The 20,885-nt window shown below is 62.5% G+C and carries 18 protein-coding genes; 8 read left to right on the top strand and 10 right to left on the bottom strand.

The features are described 5' to 3' along the window. Positions 1-96 precede the first annotated feature (96 nt). The 4 genes from secA to I3K84_RS09085 all read left to right on the top strand — a co-directional run bounded on the left by secA (position 97) and on the right by I3K84_RS09085 (position 5,556). Positions 97-2,850, top strand: a complete 2,754-nt coding sequence (gene secA, locus I3K84_RS09100) for a preprotein translocase subunit SecA (protein WP_172206338.1) — start codon at positions 97-99, stop codon at positions 2,848-2,850. 100 nt (positions 2,851-2,950) lie between these two features. Next, the gene (gene argJ, locus I3K84_RS09095; protein WP_103737797.1) at positions 2,951-4,180 is read left to right on the top strand and encodes a bifunctional glutamate N-acetyltransferase/amino-acid acetyltransferase ArgJ; all 1,230 of its coding nucleotides are present in this window, start codon (positions 2,951-2,953) and stop codon (positions 4,178-4,180) included. 54 nt (positions 4,181-4,234) lie between these two features. Continuing rightward, on the top strand, positions 4,235-5,113 hold the full coding sequence (locus I3K84_RS09090; protein ID WP_011804247.1) for an ATP-binding protein: 879 nt from the start codon (positions 4,235-4,237) through the stop codon (positions 5,111-5,113). After that, complete coding sequence (locus I3K84_RS09085) at positions 5,110-5,556, top strand: NUDIX domain-containing protein (protein WP_011804248.1); 447 nt, start codon at positions 5,110-5,112, stop codon at positions 5,554-5,556. Before I3K84_RS09090 ends, I3K84_RS09085 begins: the two co-directional genes overlap by 4 nt. A gap of 68 nt (positions 5,557-5,624) precedes the next feature. On the opposite strand, the gene I3K84_RS09080 is transcribed toward I3K84_RS09085, so the two are convergent. The 6 genes from I3K84_RS09080 to pilB all read right to left on the bottom strand — a co-directional run bounded on the left by I3K84_RS09080 (position 5,625) and on the right by pilB (position 11,184). Next, positions 5,625-5,855, bottom strand: a complete 231-nt coding sequence (locus I3K84_RS09080) for a DNA gyrase inhibitor YacG (protein ID WP_011804249.1) — start codon at positions 5,853-5,855, stop codon at positions 5,625-5,627. 6 nt (positions 5,856-5,861) lie between these two features. Next, complete coding sequence (gene zapD / locus I3K84_RS09075; protein ID WP_011804250.1) at positions 5,862-6,617, bottom strand: cell division protein ZapD; 756 nt, start codon at positions 6,615-6,617, stop codon at positions 5,862-5,864. Positions 6,618-6,707: 90 nt separating this feature from the next. Beyond that, positions 6,708-7,301, bottom strand: a complete 594-nt coding sequence (gene coaE, locus I3K84_RS09070) for a dephospho-CoA kinase (RefSeq protein WP_231403448.1) — start codon at positions 7,299-7,301, stop codon at positions 6,708-6,710. A 31-nt stretch (positions 7,302-7,332) separates the two neighbouring features. Next, complete coding sequence (locus I3K84_RS09065) at positions 7,333-8,214, bottom strand: A24 family peptidase (protein ID WP_196995944.1); 882 nt, start codon at positions 8,212-8,214, stop codon at positions 7,333-7,335. Beyond that, positions 8,214-9,431, bottom strand: a complete 1,218-nt coding sequence (locus I3K84_RS09060) for a type II secretion system F family protein (protein WP_088887536.1) — start codon at positions 9,429-9,431, stop codon at positions 8,214-8,216. Before I3K84_RS09060 ends, I3K84_RS09065 begins: the two co-directional genes overlap by 1 nt. Before the next feature lie 19 nt (positions 9,432-9,450). Beyond that, a complete protein-coding gene (pilB, locus tag I3K84_RS09055) occupies positions 9,451-11,184 on the bottom strand; it encodes a type IV-A pilus assembly ATPase PilB (protein ID WP_012655751.1) in 1,734 nt (577 codons plus the stop codon). A 360-nt stretch (positions 11,185-11,544) separates the two neighbouring features. Between pilB and I3K84_RS09050 the strand changes: the two genes are divergently transcribed. From I3K84_RS09050 to I3K84_RS09035, 4 genes are all read left to right on the top strand, one after another. Continuing rightward, positions 11,545-12,636, top strand: a complete 1,092-nt coding sequence (locus I3K84_RS09050; RefSeq protein WP_196995943.1) for a site-specific integrase — start codon at positions 11,545-11,547, stop codon at positions 12,634-12,636. A gap of 242 nt (positions 12,637-12,878) precedes the next feature. Further along, positions 12,879-13,280, top strand: coding sequence for a transposase (locus I3K84_RS09045; RefSeq protein WP_044397671.1), 402 nt, complete (start codon positions 12,879-12,881; stop codon positions 13,278-13,280). After that, complete coding sequence (gene tnpB, locus I3K84_RS09040) at positions 13,277-13,609, top strand: IS66 family insertion sequence element accessory protein TnpB (protein WP_044397668.1); 333 nt, start codon at positions 13,277-13,279, stop codon at positions 13,607-13,609. Before I3K84_RS09045 ends, tnpB begins: the two co-directional genes overlap by 4 nt. Positions 13,610-13,691: 82 nt before the next feature. Next, positions 13,692-15,200, top strand: a complete 1,509-nt coding sequence (locus tag I3K84_RS09035; protein WP_196996092.1) for an IS66 family transposase — start codon at positions 13,692-13,694, stop codon at positions 15,198-15,200. Between the two features lie 27 nt (positions 15,201-15,227). Here the strand turns inward: I3K84_RS09035 and I3K84_RS09030 are convergent, their stop codons facing one another. The 4 genes from I3K84_RS09030 to I3K84_RS09015 all read right to left on the bottom strand — a co-directional run bounded on the left by I3K84_RS09030 (position 15,228) and on the right by I3K84_RS09015 (position 20,878). Beyond that, a complete protein-coding gene (locus I3K84_RS09030; RefSeq protein ID WP_196995942.1) occupies positions 15,228-15,536 on the bottom strand; it encodes a hypothetical protein in 309 nt (102 codons plus the stop codon). A 209-nt stretch (positions 15,537-15,745) separates the two neighbouring features. Further along, complete coding sequence (locus I3K84_RS09025) at positions 15,746-18,175, bottom strand: DUF262 domain-containing protein (protein WP_196995941.1); 2,430 nt, start codon at positions 18,173-18,175, stop codon at positions 15,746-15,748. Then, positions 18,172-19,884, bottom strand: coding sequence for a DUF262 domain-containing protein (locus I3K84_RS09020; protein ID WP_196995940.1), 1,713 nt, complete (start codon positions 19,882-19,884; stop codon positions 18,172-18,174). The genes I3K84_RS09025 and I3K84_RS09020 overlap by 4 nt, the downstream gene beginning before the upstream one ends. Positions 19,885-19,888: 4 nt before the next feature. Then, entirely contained in the window at positions 19,889-20,878 is a 990-nt protein-coding gene (locus I3K84_RS09015) for a YafY family protein (RefSeq protein ID WP_196995939.1), read from the bottom strand. Positions 20,879-20,885: the final 7 nt, after the last annotated feature.

Below are 20,885 nucleotides of genomic sequence, written 5' to 3'. Positions count from 1 at the left end.
TTGCAATGGTGGACGGGGGTCTCCATCTGGATTCACATCATCACAGGGATTCCGGTCGCTCTGCCGCTCGTTGGCGTGTAGTGCGGTCGTGTTCGCATGGCCACCAACTTCCTCACCAAAATATTCGGCAGTCGCAATGACCGCCTGCTCAAGCAGTATCGCAAGACGGTTGCTCGCATCAATGCGATGGAGCCCGACTATGAGAAGCTGAGTGACGAGGCGCTGCGGGGCAAGACGCAGGAATTCAAGGATCGCATTGCACAGGGCGAATCGTTGGACGCTCTGCTACCCGAAGCCTTTGCCGTGGTGCGCGAGGGTTCCAAGCGCATCATGAAAATGCGCCACTTCGACGTGCAGCTGGTGGGTGGCATGGCGCTGCATTACGGCAAGATCGCCGAGATGCGCACGGGCGAGGGCAAGACGCTGACGGCGACGCTGCCCGTTTACCTGAATGCCTTGTCGGGCCAGGGCGTGCACGTGGTGACAGTGAACGACTATCTTGCGGGCCGTGACGCGCAATGGATGGGGCGGCTGTACAACTTCCTGGGCCTCACGGTGGGTATCAACCTGCCTCAAATGCCCCGCGAAGAAAAGCAGGCCGCCTACCAGGCGGACATCACCTACGGAACGAACAACGAGTACGGGTTCGACTACCTGCGCGACAACATGGTGTACGACGCGCGCGAGCGCGTGCAGCGCGGCCTCAACTACGCCATCGTCGATGAGGTGGACTCCATCCTGATCGATGAGGCGCGTACCCCCCTGATCATCAGCGGCCAGGCAGAGGACCACACGGCGCTGTATGTGGCCATGAACAAGGTGGTGCCCCTGCTGGTGCGCCAGGAGGGTGAGGCCGACCCGCGTACGGGCGAGGGCGTGACCAAACCGGGGGATTTCACCCTCGACGAAAAGACGCACCAGGTGTTCCTGACGGAGCAGGGCCACGAGAATGCAGAGCGCATCCTGGCCAGCCAGGGTCTGATTCCGGAAGGGGCGTCGCTCTACGATCCGGCCAACATCACGCTGGTGCATCATTTGTACGCGGCGCTGCGCGCCAACCATCTCTACCACCGCGACCAGCACTACGTCGTGCAGAACGGCGAGATCGTGATCGTGGACGAGTTCACGGGCCGCCTGATGGCCGGCCGCCGCTGGAGCGAAGGCCTGCACCAGGCCGTCGAAGCCAAGGAAGGCGTGAACATCCAGGCCGAGAACCAGACGCTGGCCTCCATCACCTTCCAGAACTACTTCCGCCTCTATAACAAGCTCTCGGGCATGACCGGTACGGCCGATACCGAGGCCTATGAGTTCCAGGAAATCTACGGCCTGGAAACCGTGGTGATCCCGCCCAACCGGCCCAGCAAGCGCGACGACCAGCTCGACCGCGTGTACAAGACGACGCGCGAGAAGTACGAGGCCGCGATTGCCGACATCCGCGAATGCCACGAGCGTGGCCAGCCGGTGCTGGTGGGTACCACTTCCATCGAGAACTCGGAAATCATCGCCGAGTTGCTGAACAAGGCAGGCCTGCCGCACCAGGTACTCAACGCCAAGCAGCACGCGCGCGAGGCCGATATCGTGGCCCAGGCGGGACGCCCCGGCATGATCACCATCGCCACCAATATGGCGGGCCGCGGTACCGACATCGTTCTGGGCGGCAACGTGGAAAAGGCGATCGCCGCGCTGGAGGCCGATGAGTCGCTGTCAGAAGCCGAGCGAGCCGCGCGTGTGCAGGAACTGCGCGCGCAGTGGAAGCTCGACCACGAGAAGGTGACGGCACTCGGCGGCCTGCGCATCATCGCGACCGAGCGCCATGAATCCCGCCGTATCGACAACCAGCTGCGCGGCCGCTCGGGCCGTCAGGGCGATCCGGGCTCTTCGCGCTTCTATCTGAGTCTGGATGACCAATTGATGCGCATCTTCGCGGGCGACCGCGTCAAGGCCATCATGGACCGGTTGAAGATGCCCGACGGCGAAGCGATCGAGGCGGGTATCGTCACGCGCAGCATCGAGTCGGCGCAGCGCAAGGTTGAGGCGCGCAACTTCGACATCCGCAAACAGCTGCTGGAGTACGACGACGTCGCCAACGACCAGCGCAAGGTGATCTACCAGCAGCGCAACGAGATCCTGGACGCCCCCGACCTGGGCGTGTTGATCGACGCCATGCGCGACGATTGCATGGCCGACGTGGTGCGCCAGTACGTGCCTGCCGAGTCCGTGGAAGAACAGTGGGACCTCGCAGGCCTGGAAAAGGCGCTGGCCAGCGACTGGCAAGTGTCGTTGGCGCTGCAGAAAGAGGTGGAAGGCTCGGACGCCATCACCGACGAAGAGATTCTGGAGAAGGTGCAGCAGGCCGCCCGCGAGGCCTTCCAGGCCAAGGTGGGGCAGGTGGGTGCGGAGAACTTCACGCAGTTCGAGCGCATGGTGCTGCTGCAGAGCTTCGACACCAACTGGCGCGATCACCTCTCCGCGCTGGATTATTTGCGCCAGGGCATCCACCTGCGCGGCTATGCGCAGAAGCAGCCCAAGCAGGAATACAAGCGCGAGGCGTTCGAGCTCTTCCGCCAGCTGATCGACCAGGTCAAGAACGAAGTCACGCGCCTCATGATGACCGTGCAGGTGCAATCCAGCGCCCAGCTGGACGAGGCCACGCAGGCCATGGAAGACCGGGGTGAGGGCATCAGCAACGTTACCTACAGCTCGCCCACCGAGACCGGCGAAGTGGAGACGGTGGCCGATGCCGCCACCGCCGCGCAGCCTGCCGCCGCCGGCGTGCGCGTGGGCCGCAACGACCCCTGCCCCTGCGGCAGCGGCAAAAAGTACAAGCAGTGCCACGGCAAGCTGGCGTGATGCCGGCACAATGAAGAACACGGGCTGCGGCCCGTGTTCGCACTTTGGCAGTGCCTTTTCTCCTGTTTCCCCGACGTCTCTTTCTGAAGGAATACGACGCATGCCCGTGAATCTCTCCGCTCCTCTTGCATCGGATTTGCACCCCGTGGCCGGTGTGCGCATCGGCGTGACCGAAGCCGGTGTGCGCAAGGCGCAGCGCAAAGACCTGACCGTGTTCCTGCTGGACGAAGGCACCACCGTCGCGGGCGTGTTCACGCAGAACCGTTTCTGCGCCGCGCCGGTACAGGTGTGCCGTGAGCACCTGGACGGCGGCCAGGCGATTCGCGCCATGGTGGTGAACACGGGCAACGCCAACGCCGGTACGGGCGCGGACGGCCTCGCGCGTGCGCGCGCCACCTGCGAGGCACTGGCCGGCCACCTGGGTCTGGCGGCCAGCCAGGTGCTGCCGTTTTCCACCGGCGTCATCATGGAGCCGCTGCCGCACGAGCGCATTGCAGCCGCGCTGCCCGCCGCGCTGGCCGATGCACAGCCCGGCCACTGGGCGCGCGCGGCCGAAGGCATCATGACCACCGACACGCTGCCCAAGGCGTTCAGCACGCAGGTGCAGTTGGGCGGTGCAACAGTGACCATTACCGGCATCTCCAAGGGCGCGGGCATGATCCGCCCCAACATGGCGACCATGTTGGGCTTCCTGGCCACGGATGCCTGCATCGCGCCCGAGTTGCTGCGCCCGCTCGTGCGCGAGCTGGCGGACCAGTCCTTCAACCGCGTGACCATTGACGGCGACACCAGCACCAACGACTCGTTCGTGCTGATGGCCACGCACAAGGCGCGGCACGCACCCATCACCTCGCTCGACAGCGCCGAGGGCCGTGTGCTCAAGGCCGCGTTGCTGGAAGTGGCGCAAAAGCTGGCACAGGCCATCGTGCGCGATGGAGAGGGCGCGACCAAGTTCATCACGGTGCGCGTGGAGGGCGGCCAGACGGGCGAAGAGTGCCGGCAGGTGGCCTATGCCATCGCGCATTCGCCGCTGGTCAAGACGGCCTTCTTTGCCAGCGACCCGAACCTGGGCCGCATCCTGGCAGCCGTGGGCTACGCAGGCATTGCGGACCTGGACCAGACCAAGATCGACCTGTTTCTGGACGACGTGCATGTGGCCGTGCAGGGCGGGCGCAATCCGGCCTACCGCGAGGAAGACGGCCAGCGCGTGATGAAGCAAAGCGAGATCACCGTGCGCGTGGTGCTGGGCCGCGGTGCGGCGGTGGACACGGTGTGGACCTGCGACCTGAGCCACGACTACGTGACCATCAACGCGGATTACCGCTCTTGAATGCTTTCCTTTTGATAGCTGTCAGCGCTTGCTAGATAAGCGCTAGAGCCGAAAATGACTGATAAATTTGACCAGCTGATCGCGCGTGCGGAGCAGCTCATCTCCCGTATCGAGGCGGTCTTGCCGCAGCCATTGTCGGCGCCGGACTGGGCGGCCTCCATCGCCTGGCGTTACCGCAAACGCAGCGGCGGCCATGGTGTGCTGGAGCCGGTGCGCCATGTGGCCGCCATGCAGCTGTCCGATCTCAAGGAGATCGATGCGCAGAAAGAAAAGATCCAGCGCAACACCCAGCAGTTCGTCGAAGGCAAGCCCGCCAACAACGTGCTGCTGACCGGTGCGCGCGGCACGGGCAAGTCCTCGCTCATCAAGGCGTGCCTGAACAGCTATGCACCCCAGGGCCTGCGTCTGATCGAGGTGGACAAGGCGGACCTGACGGATCTGCCCGACATTGTGGACGTGGTCTCCGGCCGGCCCGAGAAGTTCATCGTTTACTGCGATGACTTGAGCTTTGAGGATGGAGAGGCCGGGTACAAGGCCCTCAAGTCGATCCTGGACGGCTCGGTCGCCGCGGCCACGCCCAATGTACTGGTGTATGCCACCAGCAACCGGCGCCACCTGCTCCCGGAATACATGAAGGAGAACCTGGGCTACACCCACACCGACGATGGCGAGGTCCATCCGGGCGAGGCGGTGGAGGAAAAAATCTCCCTGTCCGAGCGCTTCGGCCTGTGGGTGAGCTTCTACCCGTTCAGCCAGGACGAGTACCTGGCCATCGTGGCGCAGTGGCTGGCTGCGCTGGGCGTACCCGCCCAAGCCATCGAGGCCGCGCGCCCGCAGGCGCTGGTGTGGGCGCTCGAGCGCGGCTCGCGCAGCGGCCGCGTGGCCTATCAATTTGCCCGGGATTTCGCAGGGCGGGAGGGCGAGGGCGCATGAGCGAATCGACCAGCACGCCACAGCGCAAGCACACCGAGGTCGCCGTGGGCATTCTGCTGCGGGAGGACGGGGCGATGCTGCTGTCCACTCGCCCCCCGGGCAAGCCCTATGCGGGCTACTGGGAGTTCCCGGGCGGCAAGATCGAAGCCGGGGAAACCGTGGAGCAGGCGCTGCGCCGCGAACTCATCGAGGAACTGGGCGTGACCATCGGCCCGGTGGAGGCCTGGAAGGTGACCGAGCATGACTACCCGCATGCCCTCGTGCGCCTGCACTGGTGCAAGGTGCGCGAATGGAGCGGTGCGTTCGAAATGCGCGAGGGCCAGACCATGGCCTGGCAGCACTGGCCGCTGCAGGTCAAGCCGGTGCTGCCGGGCGCCTACCCCGTGCTGCAGTGGCTGGCCGAGGAGCGTGGCGAGGTGTTCGACGCTTCGCTGCTGGCGTGAGATGTTGCTTCAAAATACATAGCTGCTTGCGCTTGCTGGATAAGCGTTAGCAGCCTTTTCTTCAAATATCACGGCTGGCGCTTGGGATCGCCGAACTCCGCATCCTCCGGCGGCGCCTCGGCCGGCATGCGGAAATCTTCGGCTGCCCAGGCCCCCAGATCGATCTGCTTGCAGCGTTCGCTGCAAAACGGGCGGAAGCGGTTGGCCGGGCTGTACAGGCTCGGGCCGCCGCAGGTCGGGCAAGGCACTCGCTTGCCTTGGGGCGCAGGTGTGTCGGAGCGGGAGGGTGTGCCGGTCATGTCGTGTCAGGCGCACAGGGTCAGTTCAAATGCCGCGTCCTCGGTGCTGGGAACCAGGCGGCCGCCTTCTTCCTGGCGCATCAGCCGCACCGAAACGATGAGGCGGTTGCCGCTGATCTCCGGGATGAGTTGCAGTGCAGGGTCGATTGCCAAGCGCAGCAGCTGGAAGGTGCGGCCCTGGGGCAGGTTCTGCTGGAACTGCCCGCGCTCGGCCGCCACTTTCTGCGGCAGCCCCGAATCACGCAGCAGGCGCAGCAGCACGTAGACGGACTCTGCCAACGGCCCCAGCGTGGCGGCCCAGTGGTGCAGGTCGTGCTGGCGGTCCTGGGGCGGACGGTGCTGCCACGCGTAGTAGGCGGGCAGATCAAAGCCGCAGGTGCCCCCGGGGATGCCCACGCGGCTGCGAATGCTCATGAGCCAATCGTTCTCGGTCAACGCCTGGCCGGCCTTGCCGTTTTGCGCGTTGAGTGCGGCAAAGCACTGGTCGAGCTGGGCGATCACGCCGTCCAGGGCTTCCTCGGAGATGGAGGGGTTGCCGCGATAGGCATCCAGCTGGTGCTTGTGCTTTTCCAGATCCTTGAGCACGTCGGCTTTGAGGTCGGCCCGGGCCGCCACGTCCATGACCTCGAACATGGTCACGAGGGCATAGTGATGGTCCAGGGGATGCGGGCGCGCGATGAGCTCGCCCAGCCGGCGAAACAGCTGCTCAAGCCGCAGATAGGTTCTCAGGCGTTCGTTGAAAGGGTATTCGTAAAGGATCACGCTACGGGGTTCCTGAGTGCGCACGGTGTGGGGCGGGGTGCGAGCGCTGCGCTGCGGCAGACCATTGCACACCACGCCGGTGCGAACACATCATAGCCCGAAGAATACGGCGATCTCGCGTGCCTTTGTTTGCAAATCTGACAGCGCCAACCCGTCGTTGTAGATCACCAGGTCGGCGGCCGCGCGGCGCGTGGCGCGTGGGCTCTGTGTGGCCATGATGGCGCGCACGGCATCGGCGGTCAGACCGCTGCGCATCTGCACACGCTGGATCTGCGTCTCCTCCCGGCAGTCCACGACCAGGACGGTGTCCAGCTGCCGGGCCCAACGGGGCGACTCCGTCAGCAGCGGAATGTCGAACACGATGAGTGCGTGGCCCGCGCGGTGCGCCTGTGCTGCAGCGTGTGCGATCTCGCGTCCCACGAAGGGGTGAACGATGGCTTCCAGGCGCTGCTTCGCCGTGGGATCGCTGAAAACGAGGGTGCGCATGCGTGCCCGGTCCAGCGCGCCGTCGGTGATGTAGTCGGGCCCGAACTCTTCGCGCAGGGCCGCGATGGCGGCGCCTTCCGCCTCGGTCACCGAGCGGGCGATGGCATCGGCGTCGATCAGTGCCGCGCCGTTCTGTCGCAGCATGCCGGCCACCGTGCTTTTGCCGCTGCCGATGCCGCCCGTCACGCCCAGTTTCACCGAGCGGGGACCGGCCTGCCGAGAGCCCACCTTAGAGCCCCAGCACGGAAAAGACGGCCTGCATGATGCGCCCGGGGCCCCACAGCATGGCGGCCATGCCTCCTCCCACCAGGAACGGGCCGAAGGGGACGTACTTGCCTTCGCGCAGGGTGCTGGCCAGCTTCATGGCGATACCGACGATGGCGCCGATGACCGAGGCCAGCAGAATGATCGGCACGAGCGCCTGCCAGCCAAACCAGGCGCCCAGCGCGGCAAACAGTTTGAAGTCGCCATAGCCCATGCCTTCCTTGCCTGTGGCCAGCTTGAACCCCCAGTACACGGACCAGAGGGACAGGTAGCCCGCCGCGGCGCCGATGACGGCATCCACGGGCTGCACTTCAATCCAGCGCAAGACGGCCGCAAGCAGGCCCGCCCACAGCAACGGCAACGTGATGTCGTCGGGTAGAAGCGTGGTGTCCCAGTCGATGCATGCCAGCGTGACCAGCGCGGCCGAGAAACCGCACCACGCGGCGGTCGTGAGGCTCCAGCCCCAGCGGAGCGCGCATGCATAGAACAAGGCACCCGTCGCCAGCTCTACCAGCGGATACCGGGGGCTGATGCGCGTGCCGCAACCCGCGCACCGGCCTCGCAGGGCTAAATAGCTCAGGACCGGAATGTTCTCGTACCAGCGGATCGCGTGGCCGCAGGAGGGGCAGCGTGAACGCGGCTTGGACAGGCTGAGGGGCTCGTTGTCGGTCTCAGGAGGCGCTGCCGAGGAAAGCAGCCCTACATCCTGCCCGTACTGCCGGCATTCTGCGGCCCATTGCCGTTCCATCATGCGCGGAAGGCGATGGATCACGACGTTGAGAAAGCTTCCGATCAGCATCCCCAGGACGCCCACCAGCACGGCGTCCACTGCTAGCGAGCCTGTCATCAAACCACTTGCCCGAGCTTGAAGATCGGAAGGTACATCGACACCACGATGCCACCGATCAGCGTGCCCAGGAACACGATGATGATGGGCTCCATCAGGCTGGACAGGCCGGCCACCATTTCATCCACTTCGGCTTCGTAAAAATCGGCGGCTTTGCCCAGCATGTGGTCGATGGAGCCGGATTCCTCGCCGATCGCACACATCTGCAGCACCATGGAGGGGAATACGTTGGCATTCCCCATGGCGGCCGTCAGGCTGGTACCTGTGGAGACTTCCTGCTGAATCTTCTCCGTCGCGATGGCGTAGACCGAGTTGCCCGATGCACCGCCCACCGAGTCCAGTGCCTCCACCAATGGCACACCGGCAGCGAACATGGTCGACAGGGTGCGGGTCCAACGGGCAACACAGGACTTGTCGATCAATGCACCGAAGATGGGCATTTTCAGCAGGAAACGGTCCATGAAACGCTGCATTTTTTCGCTGCGCTTCCAGGCCTGCATGAAGAAGTAGAACCCCCCGCCGATGACGCCGAATATCAGCCACCAGTAAGCCACGAAGAATTCGCTGATGGCCATCACGAACAGGGTAGGGGCGGGCAGGTCGGCTCCGAACGAGGTGAAAACCTCTTTGAACGCGGGAATCACGAAAATCATGATGATCGTCACCACGACAAACGCAACGATGATCACTGAGATCGGATACATCAGCGCCGACCGGATCTTGGATTTGATGGCCTCGGTCTTCTCCATGTACAGGGCCAGCCGGTCGAGCAACGCTTCCAGAATACCGGCGGCTTCGCCGGCCTCTACGAGGTTGCAGTAGAGGCTGTCGAAGTACATCGGATATTTACGGAACGCGGCATTCAGGGACGTTCCTGTCTCCACATCGCCGCGGATATCGTTGAGCAGCTTGGTCACACTGGGATTGGTATTACCCCGGCCCACGATATCAAATGCCTGAAGCAGTGGAACGCCGGCCTTCATCATCGTGGCCATCTGGCGCGTGAACAGCGCGATGTCTTTGGGCTTGATCTTTTTGCCCGCGCTCATCCGGCGCTTCTTGATCTTCGTTGGCAGAACGCCCTGCCGCCGCAGCGTCGCCTTGACCTGATTCTCTCCCGCGGCGCGTACTTCGCCGCGTACGATCTTGCCGCTACGATCCTTGCCCTCCCACTCGAAGACAAAGTCCTTGATGCCCCTCGATGCAACGGTCGCCATTGTTTTCTCTCTCGATTGTTTATTCGTTGGTGACAGCCAAGACCTCTTCCAAGGAGGTCAATCCCATTTTTGCCTTGTGAAGCCCGGATTCACGCAGAGAACGGACGCCTTCCAGGCGTGCCTGTTCGGCGATTTCCAGTGCGCTTCCATCGCGCAGGATGATGCGCTGGATTTCTTCGGACACCGGCATGACCTGGTAAATGCCCACGCGCCCCTTGTATCCGTTATTGCAGGCGGAGCAGCCCACCGGTCGGTAGGTGACCCATGAGCCGTCGATCTCCTCGTCCCGGTAGCCGGCCTCCAGCAGCGTCTCATGTGGAATGTCCACGGGCGCCTTGCAATTGGGGCACAAGCGACGCGCCAGTCGCTGCGCCGTAATAAGAATCACGCTGGATGCGATATTGAAGGGCGCGATACCCATATTGCGCATGCGCGTCAATGTCGTGGGGGCGTCATTGGTGTGCAGGGTGGACAGCACCAAGTGACCCGTCTGCGCGGCTTTGATCGAAATGTCTGCCGTTTCCAGATCCCGGATTTCACCCACCATGATGATGTCCGGATCTTGGCGAAGGAATGACTTGAGCGCGACGGCAAACGTGAGGCCGGCTTTTTCGTTGACGTTGACTTGGTTCACACCCGGGAGGTTGATTTCCGAGGGATCCTCAGCGGTCGCAATATTGACGCCGGGCTTGTTCAACAAATTGAGACATGTGTAGAGCGACACGGTCTTCCCGGAGCCCGTGGGTCCGGTCACCAGGATCATTCCATAAGGGCGGTTGATGGCCTGCAGCAAACGCTCCTTTTCCTCGGGCTCATATCCCAGTGCGTCAATACCCAGCTTGGCGCTGCTCGGATCGAGAATACGGATCACGATCTTCTCGCCAAAGAGCGTAGGCAGGGTGCTGACGCGGAAATCGATAACCCGGTCCGGCCCAACCTTGAGCTTCATGCGGCCATCCTGGGGCACGCGTTTTTCCGAAATATCCAGGCGGGAGATCACCTTGATGCGCGAGGCCAGCTTCTCCTTGATGGCAATTGGCGGCGATGCGATTTCGCGCAATTCGCCATCTATGCGGAAGCGGACACGGTAATGGTGCTCGTAGGGCTCAAAATGCAGATCGGATGCACGCATATTGAAGGCATCCAGCAGCATCTTGTGCAGAAATTTGACAACGGGAGCATCCTCGACTTCCGCGGGATTGTCGGCATCCTCGTCCGGAGCTTCATCAACGGGAATGTCGCCGAACTCAAAATCATTACTACTGTTAATGCCGTCGAGCGTTTCTGTACCGCTCTTTGTGCTCGCCTCAATCAAGCGGAGCAGTTTGTCATATTCCGCGATGATCCAGTCCACCCCCATTTGTGTGGTGAACTTGATCTTTTCTGCGGCCTCTTGAAATGTCGGATCCGCGGTGGCGACTATGAGCCGGTTATTGCGCTTACTGAGAGCGATGACTTTGTAGGACTGGCACAGTTTGACGTCCAACAGATCTTTGGGGATGCGCTGCCGGTCGATCGCATCGACATCTAGCAAGGGGGCACCAAATACGGTGGATACCGTATGGGCTAGATCACTTGGCGTGATGATTTTCGATTCCGTGAGCTCTGCAATAAAGCTACTGCGGCTATTTTGTGACTTTTTGTAAATCTCTTCCGCCGCTTTTTGATCCAATTTGCCCACAGACATCAACGCGCGCGCCAGTCCGGGTAAGGCAATGGGTTGAGCTTCTTTCTGTGTGTCGATAGCAGCCATGTAACTAGCGGATTCTTATGGAAGGAAGGGAAACTCTTCAATCATCGCCGATCGCCCAAGGTGTGTACAGGCTTAATGGCGCAAGCGTTGTGTGAGTGACATTTGCCCCAGCCGGCGGCTCAAGGGCAGCATGGGCTGTGCGAGGGCAACCGCATTAAAGATTTGCGGTTCCTTGGCACCCGGACGGCGTCCAGATGCAAAAAAGCCCCGCGATGCAGGGCTTGGGCATGAAAATAACTGGTCGGGGTGAGAGGATTCGAACCTCCGGCCTCTACGTCCCGAACGCCTTTGCGTTGCCAATGAAATCAATGGGTTGTATGATGAAATCCATTATTTGGGACACTTCGGGGACACGGGCCGGTGGGTACGATCACAAAACGCGGAGAACTGCAGTGGCAAGCCAAGGTCAGGCGCCGTGGCTTCCCTGCTCAGTCAAGAACCTTCTCCTACAAGGAGGATGCCGAACGCTGGGTTCGCGCGATGGAGCGAGAGCTGGAGACAACCGGCTTCATCGACCGTCGGGAGGCCGAACGCAACACATTGGCCGACATCCTCTTGCGGTACCAGCAGGAAGTCACGCCGCAGAAAAAGTCAGCCGTGATCGAGTCCACCAAGATCAAGGTCTTGCTCAAGGATGCCGCTCTAACCCAGATCAAGATTTCGGCTTTGAACAGCTCGATTGTCGCTGCTTGGCGTGACCGTCGCCTCAAGCAGGTCAGTGGGGCGACGGTCAACCGCGAAATCGACGTTCTGTCGGCGGCAATCAACCACGCGCGGCGTGAGTGGGGCATCCATATCGAGAACCCCGTACCCCTGGTGCGCCGCCCGGAGAAGGCCAAAGCCAGGGACAGGCGCTTTACGGATGAGGAGATGGTGTATTTGCTCGCAGCCTTGACGGGCGGTGAGCGCCTGGCCGATGGCACGTTCAGCAAGGGGGCGCGCAACCCATGGTTGCAACCCCTGGTCGAATTAGCCGTGGAGACGGCGATGCGCCGGGGGGAGCTGTTGGCCTTGCGCTGGGAGTGTGTGAATCTGGCTCGGCAGACAGCTTTTTTGCCAGACACCAAGAATGGCGATTCGCGCATGGTGCCTTTGTCACGCAAGGCGGTGGCTATCCTGCAGGAGCTGCAAACTTTGGCTGGTGTAGGCGATGTTCTTGAAGGGCCGGTGTTTCCCACGACGGCCATGGCTTTGCGCAAAGGATTCAAGCGTGCTTTGGAACGCGCCCAGCAGCAGTACAAGGAAGATTGCCGAGCAGCCGGAAAGCGGCCTGTTCGCGGCTTTCTGGAGGATGTCCATTTCCATGACACTCGCCACGAAGCCGCGTCTCGTTTGTCGGAAAAGCTGAGCAACGTCTTGGAGTTGTCTGCCGTGACAGGTCACAAGGATTTGCGCATGCTCAAGCGTTACTACCATCCCCGTGCCGAAGACCTGGCGAAAAAGCTGGGGTAGATCGGCTGCTTGGGCTGTGGACAAGGCTGTGTTCTGCTCGGGTTGTCCTCGTTACATCGCCCCTTGATGGTTCGATACATCGCCCCTGATTGCGTGCTGGGGCGGGGTTCGTTAGATCGCCCCTTGTCGGTTCGTTAGATTACCCCTTCTCTATACCTATAGGGTGGTATGCGTCCGGAGAACCCATCTTGAATCGAGGGCAGTAATCGAGGATCGTCCCCACGAAGGAGATCGTGGAGACGATGGAACGATTGATCGATGGAGAGCGCCGGCTGCGGCGCGAGTACAGCGCCGCTTTCAAGGCGTCGGTTCTGGCACGAACCCGTGAGCCAGGGGCCTCAGTGGCTGGCGTGGCCTTGAGCCATGGCCTGCATCCGAACATGGTGCATCGCTGGCTGCGGGAGCAGAGCCTGAGTCGTGAACAGGATTCGCTGAGAACACCAGCCTTCGTGGCGTTGCCATTGGCGCCTACCGTGGCACCGGGGCCGGTCGCATCCCCGGTCACACCCGCGCCCACGCAGGCCAGCCCCAGCCAGGACCTCATCCGGGTGGAGATCCAGCGCGCTGGAGCGACCGTCACGATGCAATGGCCAGTGTCGGCCGCGGCGCAGTGCGCCCAGATGCTGCGCGAGCTGTTGCGGTGATCCGTATCGATGCGGCCTGGCTGGCCACCGCTCCGCTGGACATGCGCGCGGGTACCGACACCGCCCTGGCCCGGGTGATCGCCACCTTTGGCGCTGCCCACCCGCACCATGCCTACGTCTTTGCCAACCAGCGCGCCAACCGTCTGAAGATCCTGGTGCACGACGGCGTGGGTCTGTGGCTGGCTGCGCGCCGGTTGCACCAGGGTAAGTTCGTCTGGGCGCCGCCGGGCAGTCCGAACGTGGCGTTGGAACACACCCAGCTCAACGCGCTGGTGCTGGGTCTGCCCTGGCAGCGCATGGGCTCGCAAGGCGCCATCACCGTGATCTGAATCTTCCCTGTGAGGGAGTCGTCGCTGCAATTGGGAGATGTGCCAATGGCCTTGCACGGCACGCGCGGGCACACTGCTGTCCATGGTGATCGACGAGCAAGCCCTGAGCGAACTGGATGCAGAGCAACTGCGCCAGGTCAGCCAGCGCCTGCTGGCCGAACTGCGTCACCAGCGGGCTCTGAACGAGAAGCTCGCCTATGAATGCGCACTGCTCAAGCGGCTGAAGTTCGCGGCCAAATCCGAGCGCCACAGCGCCGAGCAGCGCAACCTGCTGGAAGAAGAACTCGACAGCGATCTGGCGGCCGTTGAGCACGAGATTGAGCAACTGCGCCCGACGCAACCGGTCACCGACAAGCAGCAGCCCAAGCGCACGCCGCTGCCGGCCAATCTGCCACGACACGAGATCCGCCACGAACCCACGTCCACGACATGCCAGTGCGGTTGCCAACTCAAGCGCATTGGCGAGGATGTGGCCGAGAAGCTGGACTACGTGCCCGGCGTCTTCACAGTGGAGCGCCACATCCGGGGCAAGTGGGCCTGCGCGAAGTGCCAGACCCTCACACAAGCACCGGTGGCCGCCCACGTCATCGACAAAGGCATCCCGACAGCGGGCCTGCTGGCACAGGTGCTGGTGGCCAAGTACGCCGATCACCAGCCCTTGTACCGCCAGGAGAACATCTTTGGTCGCGCCGGTCTGGCGATCCCTCGCTCGACCCTGGCGCAATGGGTGGGTACCTGCGGCGCGCGTTTGCAGCCGCTGGTCGATGCCCTCAAGACCGAGATCCTCAGGCACCGGGTGTTGCACGGTGATGAGACGCCGGTGGCCATGCTCAAGCCGGGCAACGGCAAGACGCACCGGGCCTATCTGTGGGCTTATGCCCCAGGGGCATTTGAAGCCACGCGCGCCGTGGTGTACGACTTCTGCGAGTCCCGCGCCGGCGAGCACGCCCGCGCCTTCCTGGGCGACTGGCGCGGCAGTCTGATTTGCGACGACTACGCCGGGTACAAAGCCAGCTTCAGCCAGGGCGTGACAGAAGCCGGCTGCCTGGCACACGCCCGGCGCAAGTTCTTCGACCTGCACGCGGCCAACAAGAGCCAGATCGCCGAGTTCGCCCTGGCACAGTTCGCCCGGGTCTATGAGATCGAACGGGAAGTCCAAGCCCTGACGGCACCGCAACGGCTGCAGGTGCGCCAGCAGCACAGCCGCCCGATACTGGACGCCTTGCACCAGTGGATGGTGCTGCAACGCCAGCAGGTGGCGGGCAACTCGGCCACGGCCAAGGCCCTGGACTACAGTCTCAAGAGATGGACCGCGCTCACGCGCTTCGTCGATGACCCGCAATTGCCGCCTGACAACAACTGGATCGAGAATCGAATCAGGCCCATTGCCCTGGGGCGCTCGAACTGGTTGTTCGCCGGCAGCCTGCGCGCGGGTCAGCGAGCGGCGGCCGTCATGAGCCTGATCCAGTCAGCGCGCATGAACGGGCACGACCCGTATGCCTACCTCAAGGACGTGCTCATCCGGCTGCCCACGCACAAGGCCAGCCGCATCGAGGAGCTCTTGCCGCACCGCTGGCAGCCGGCTGTCTGACCCAGACACTGCGCGCTTGGCGCTTGTTCATCGGGTGGCCGTCTTGCGCAGCAGGCCCGGGGAGACCTTCCAGTTCTGGCCTTCGTCGGTGCGCACGCTGGCGGTCTTCTTGTTCAGGCGCAGCACAACGCCGTGCTTGACGCTGCCATCGGTGGCCGTGAAGTGGACCAGGTCACCCTCGGCGAACTGTGCCAGCTCCACCGTGCTCCTGGCCTGGGCCAGCAGGTTCAAACGCTCGACCACCATCCGGTTGAGGTAGAGCAGGTCTTCCTCACCCATGTGGCGAAGTGCCTGCGTGAACAACTCGCGATCCAGAATGGTCTGCTTGGAACTCATCGTCGGTACAAATCTTGACCGCCTGACAGGGGCGGCTCACCGAGAGTCTATGGCAGCGCAAACCCTGCGCTGGCGTGCTGACCATCAACACCGGTCATGCGCAAGATGGGTTCGCCGCGCGCATACATAGGGTGTTCCTATAGCATTCCTTTAATTTTTGCTGGTAGCGCTTGCCATGTCGGTGGGTATTCTCGGGCGCAAGCCAAGTCTCAAAGTCCGGCTTCGATCAACTCATGCAGTAACTGCGCGCCTAGGATGATGCGGTCTTCAATGTCTATGCCCTGGGTTTGCGGCACGGCAAATAAGCCATCCTGAATGGCGTACTTGCTTGCCACGGTATCGAAGGCGTTGCGCAGTGCCGGTTCGCTGGGGATATCGCTCAGTGCCCAGCCGTTTTCCACACAGCGGATCTTGAGCCCGCTGCGTCGTAGTATTAGATGGCGTTCATTGGTTTCGTGGCCTGGAAAGCAACGCGGCCAACCGTGGTTGCCAATGTCTGATGTGGGCAGTCCCGCTTCGTTGGCCAGAGCCAGCAAATAGGCGTCATGGTGGTTGCTGCGGTTGTCGCAGGAGTCGCTCAAGGGCATACAGATGGCGTAGCCTGGGCCGGGCCCCAGAACGTAGTTGCCAGCGAAATCCAGGCTCGCACCGCGCATTACCTCGTATTTGGCGATGTAGTAGCGCCAGTCTTTTGGCGTGGAAGGGGCTTGCACGAACGTGTCGATGACGGCTTGCGGTGTTTGTCCGAAGGCCAGGTCGTCCAGCAGGCCTTGCAGGGCAGCGGCGCTGGGGTGGATGGCTTCGTTGTAGCGAATACGCCAGTGGTTTTCCCACAGCCCTGCCTGCCGCTGCCGCGGGGCTCCGATATAGGTCAGGCGATGGCCCGAGCTGCGCTGGCGGCTTCTGCCTGTATGGCCCTTGGCCAGAAGGGCGGCGCTGACCTGGTGGTAAGGGTGCTTGAACAACGTGAAAAACTGCCTTGCGCGGCTGGCAAAGGCGCGAGGATCCTGTGCGGGGCTGAGGTCGAACACTGTCAATCCCCCGCGCAGCAGTTCATGGTCTTCGAGCTGGCACACGGATTCGTGCAGCGTGGGGTGGGCCCCTACCAGGGCTTGCTTGGCCTGCTCGTTGCGAACCTGAACCTGATTGAAGGTTTCCACGGCATGTAGCGGCCCGCCCGCCATGATGGTTTCCACCTCCGCGAGCAAAGCGGGCATATTGTTGCGGGTGGAGTCGGCGCGGATTTCGCTGCGCGAGGCTTCGATCAGGTTACGCAGAATGCGCAACCGGTGGTGCATGTCTGCCAGCGGCGTGCCCTGCATCAGGCCGTGCAGCACGCCATACAGCAGCACGGTGTGCGCCAGCGACCAGGGGCGCGTGCCATACAGGCGGCAGCAGGCATGGAACATGTTCACGCCCACCGGGGCGTCCCCGAAGTCGCGGAAGTTGAAGATGCGCAGGGGCGTTGAAGCGATGCTCTCGGTATCTCGGGTAAAAAGGCTGGTAAACAGCGGGGCAATGGCTTGGGGGCCAGACAACCCAGCGGATTGCACGGTGAGCCAGACATCGAGTGCGCGTGCAATCCAATCGAGGTTGTCGTGGGCTGCTGACGCCTGGTTGCCCAGCAGAGCTTTCGAAAGAACTGAAAGGGCGCTGAGGTCGCCCAGGCTCGTCTGCACGGACAGGCCTTGTTTCCACGCCCGCACCTCGAAGAGAAAGCGCAGGTAGCGCACGCATTCTTCGTCGATCAGGTGGTTGTCGCCCCGGTAGGGCCAGAACAGGTCGGCCCAGTCTGTGTCGATCTTGTGCGAGAACGCCTTCACGGCTGCGCCGTCCGCTTCCAGCAGTGCCGGGTTCTTGTGCAGCAGGGCTTCCAGGTCGGCCTTGAAGTTCTCGAACCCGGTCAAGGGCCTGCCGCGTGAATTCATCTTCACGTACAACGTGTTGTCGAGCTTTTGCGCGGCCACGGGCAGCAGCAGGAAGCGGATCGCCGGGTTTACAGGGTCGGTCAGCCGTAGCCAGGCGGCATGCAGGAGTTCGCTGGGTTGATCTTGGTAGTGCCGGTGCAGAGCATCCAGCACCACCAGCATGCCCTGGATGGTGGGGTCGTGCTTCCAGGTGGGCAGGTAGTTGGCCTGGTCGCACAGCCATGCTGAAACCGGCTGAGCATCCATGCGGGGCCTGCATTGGGTCAGGAACTGGCAGAACGCCCGCGCGCCGGGGCGCGTGGCGTATTGGAATGCGTGCCACGGCTGCGCGCTTGCGCTGCTCTGTGGCTGGTGCCAGGCCAGATAGCAGTGCAGCAGAAAGAGGGTCGTCAGGCGCTGCTGGCCGTCCAGCGGGTACAGCGTAGGTATTTGCTTGCCGCCGACCTCCTTGTTCACTACGTCGCCAAAGACGAAGTCGAGGTGAAGGCTCTTGCCATCGCTGTCCAGCGCGGCACACAGGTCGGCAATGAAGCGTTCGCGCACTTGGCGTGCCTGCTCGTTCTTGCGGCCTTGGGCGTAGTCGCGCTGGAACAGTGGGATCTCGATGGCTTGCACTTGCGTGCCATTGATGGGCCGGGAAAACAGTTGTGCCAGACTGGTAAGGGTGCCGTCGCCTTGTGCTGGCGGTGTGGTCATGGGGGTATCGGTCATTGCAGGTATGCGGCCAGTTTTTTCTTGATTTCTCGGAGATAGGCGTCTTTGTCGGCGTCTCCCCAGAAATGAGGTTGCAGCCGGTCTGCAGGCGCGTAGTACTTCAGGAACACGTTGCGCGTGGCGGCCGGGATGTAGTCGCCGCGCCTGTCCATCGCCAGCACTTTGCTGCGTTTGACTTCAAAAACTGCATTGCTCAGCGCGGCGTTGGCGCCGAGGGATAGCAATGCCAGGTTGGCAATGCTGTGGTCCGCCTCTTCTTCCACGCCGTCATTGAGTTCCACGAGAACCCTCCCTGCCAGCGCCTTGAATTCTTCCAGACCAAACTGCTTGGTATGCAGGTGCGGAGTAGCTGCGTTGATGTCGGCCAGCAACGGGTCAATAGCGGCCATGTTGCCTGTTGCCCGGATGTCGCTCAAGGCCTGGCGATGCTCTGCAAGCCACGTCTCCCATTGCTCTGCGCGGATCAAGTCCTGGGCGTTCTGCGCATGGATATGCTCCAGGGACCATGTGGCGCCGACGTGCTCCTTGAATGGAAAGCGGTCACGGCGGACCTCGATGTTGAACAATAGCAGCAGACGCTGCAATGTGACTTTATGGCTGCTGTTCTCGTAGTGCAGGGTGCCGTCGAGATCGTCGGCGCGGGTATTCAGTGTGGCCTTGATGCGTGAGGTAAGGGCATTGTCGAAGGCCTTCTTGCCTTGCCCCTGGGCCAGGTCGAAAATGGCCTGCAGGGACAATCCACAGGTCACCAGGAAACCGATTTTGTTGTGCCAGAGCGGCTCTTCGAACCAACCCAGGATTTGCGCGTGCAGTGCTTCCACTTTCGCCCAGAAGGCCAGTGAATCGCCCTCGGCCTGAGGGCGCAATTGGTCAAAGGTGTGATACGCCGGCGCGCCCGTGGCGGGCTTCTTTGCCAGGGTATCGAACAACAGGTCGATGCGCGTGCCGTGCTGCAGGGTGACGCGGCCCTGTGCAGCTGCCTGGCCTGTGACGAAGGCCCAGACATCCGGCCGTTGCAAATCACGCTCAATCCCGTCCCACTGCGCGGCGATCTCGGTCTCGCGGCCAGGGTGCTTTTCCTGCACTTTCGACAGCAGGACCGCCTTGAGCAGCTCCGCATCGGTCAACGGAATGCGGCCCTGGTTCAAGCGGGTGAACAAAGGGATAGGCTCTTCGCTTGCGGGGACTTCGTACCAGATGACGCGCACCGAGGTCGAGAGAAAACGGAACATCTCATCGATCAAAAATTGCTGGTACTGCAGCCCCATCTTGTTTGCGAACCAGCCAGCAATCGTTGCATAGGCCTGGTGCATGTGGTGGTAGTCGATGTTCTCTTCAGCTTGCGCGGCATCAAGTTCTCTCAGGTACGCCTGGCTGCCCGCCCTGGTCTGGTATTCCAGGTGATAGCGGGGCTCGCCCTTGTTCATGAAGCGCAGCAGCAGCCACAGGGTCGTCAGGCGCTGCTGGCCGTCGATCAGCTCCCATGCGCCGGTGCCCAGGCTTTTCACGACGATGGGCTGCAGGCTGTAGCGCTGGCCTGCGCTCTCCCAGATGTCGTCCAGCAGCTTGGTGACTTCGTCCGCAGTCCAGCGATAGCCGCGTTGGTAGGAGGGGATGAAGAAGGTTCCCTCTATGCCCTGGGTGGGCAGGCGGCTTGCTGAATCAACACCAAAGCAGATGGTTCGGTATTCGAGTTTGTAGCTCATCGGGTCATTGTTCCTTGGTCGTCAATGGCGTTTTCTGCACGTCGCGTAATGCTTGCCCAAACCCGCGCAGCCACCAGTCCAGCATCGCACTGTCCACCACCGTCGCGGTAATTTTCATCCAGCCATCCTCCTGGTCATGCACCTGCTGGTCTTTTGACAGCGGTGTTTCCCGCAGATGGAAACCGGCGTCGTTATCAATGCAGAACGTGAGCCGCACCCTCTGCCCCTCGCCAAAGCCGAATCGCCCATCCTCGTCGTACTTCTGTAGATCAAATTCCGCAGGGCGCTCGAAAGCCAGAGTGGATGCCTCGGCCTGGTTAATGCGGTGAAGTGCAAGGCTGCGCTCGTTGGCAAAACCCTCGTAGCGGCACACCAAATACAGGCGCGGGCCTTGTTGGGCCAGGCCCAGGGGCATGACCTTTGCCTGGCGGTGCTTGCCTGCAGCGTTTTGATAGTCGATATGCAGCCAGCGGTTGGCGTACAGCGCATCGCTCACGGCTTCCAGCACGCCAGGGGCGATGGCCGGCGGCAGCAGCGGCTGGCTTGTGGCCACAACCCGCACCTTGCGTGGCCATTCACGCTCCAGAGCCGCTGTGTCGCTGCGCTGGTTGTGGCTGTCACCCAGGTTGCGCCGGGCCTGGCTGAAAAAGCCGTCCATGGACTGCATCAGCCGCGCTGGCAGCAGATGTTTGAGGTGTTCTTCGGCCAGTTGCAGCAGCAGCGATTCCTGGGGAGTCAGTTGGGGCACGGCCAGGCCCTGGGCGCGCTCGCGCCAGCGGTAACCGTAGGGTTTGCTGCGGTCGTCGCGCTCGATGTCAAAATGCTCGCTCAGGGTTTCGACCTGGCGCTGGATGGTGCGCAGGTCGCGCTCAAAACCTGCGCTCTGCAACTGCTGGTGCAGCTCTCCCGTGGTGATCTTGCGCCCGCGCGGTATGCGGCGCAGTAGCTCCACCATGAGCAGTGCGGTGTCCAGGGTGTCGGGTCGCTTGGCCATGGAGGGT

It is taken from the genome of Diaphorobacter sp. JS3051 (assembly GCF_015832135.1).
Lineage (GTDB): Bacteria > Pseudomonadota > Gammaproteobacteria > Burkholderiales > Burkholderiaceae_C > Diaphorobacter > Diaphorobacter nitroreducens.
The sequence above is the reverse complement of the archived record's forward strand: the minus strand, read 5'-3'. Positions and strand labels throughout refer to the sequence as shown.

Bases quoted from the DNA above. Each gene is read 5' to 3' on its own strand.
- I3K84_RS09030 (WP_196995942.1), bottom strand. From the start codon at position 15,536: ATGAGTTCCAAGCAGACCATTCTGGATCGCGAGTTGTTCACGCAGGCA.
- I3K84_RS09085 (WP_011804248.1), top strand. From the start codon at position 5,110: ATGAGCGAATCGACCAGCACGCCACAGCGCAAGCACACCGAGGTCGCC.
- I3K84_RS09020 (WP_196995940.1), bottom strand. From the start codon at position 19,884: ATGAGCTACAAACTCGAATACCGAACCATCTGCTTTGGTGTTGATTCA.
- argJ (WP_103737797.1), top strand. From the start codon at position 2,951: ATGCCCGTGAATCTCTCCGCTCCTCTTGCATCGGATTTGCACCCCGTG.
- I3K84_RS09065 (WP_196995944.1), bottom strand. From the start codon at position 8,214: ATGACAGGCTCGCTAGCAGTGGACGCCGTGCTGGTGGGCGTCCTGGGG.
- I3K84_RS09080 (WP_011804249.1), bottom strand. From the start codon at position 5,855: ATGACCGGCACACCCTCCCGCTCCGACACACCTGCGCCCCAAGGCAAG.
- I3K84_RS09045 (WP_044397671.1), top strand. From the start codon at position 12,879: ATGGAACGATTGATCGATGGAGAGCGCCGGCTGCGGCGCGAGTACAGC.
- I3K84_RS09090 (WP_011804247.1), top strand. From the start codon at position 4,235: ATGACTGATAAATTTGACCAGCTGATCGCGCGTGCGGAGCAGCTCATC.
- secA (WP_172206338.1), top strand. From the start codon at position 97: ATGGCCACCAACTTCCTCACCAAAATATTCGGCAGTCGCAATGACCGC.
- I3K84_RS09060 (WP_088887536.1), bottom strand. From the start codon at position 9,431: ATGGCGACCGTTGCATCGAGGGGCATCAAGGACTTTGTCTTCGAGTGG.
- pilB (WP_012655751.1), bottom strand. From the start codon at position 11,184: ATGGCTGCTATCGACACACAGAAAGAAGCTCAACCCATTGCCTTACCC.
- I3K84_RS09025 (WP_196995941.1), bottom strand. From the start codon at position 18,175: ATGACCGATACCCCCATGACCACACCGCCAGCACAAGGCGACGGCACC.
- I3K84_RS09015 (WP_196995939.1), bottom strand. From the start codon at position 20,878: ATGGCCAAGCGACCCGACACCCTGGACACCGCACTGCTCATGGTGGAG.
- I3K84_RS09035 (WP_196996092.1), top strand. From the start codon at position 13,692: ATGGTGATCGACGAGCAAGCCCTGAGCGAACTGGATGCAGAGCAACTG.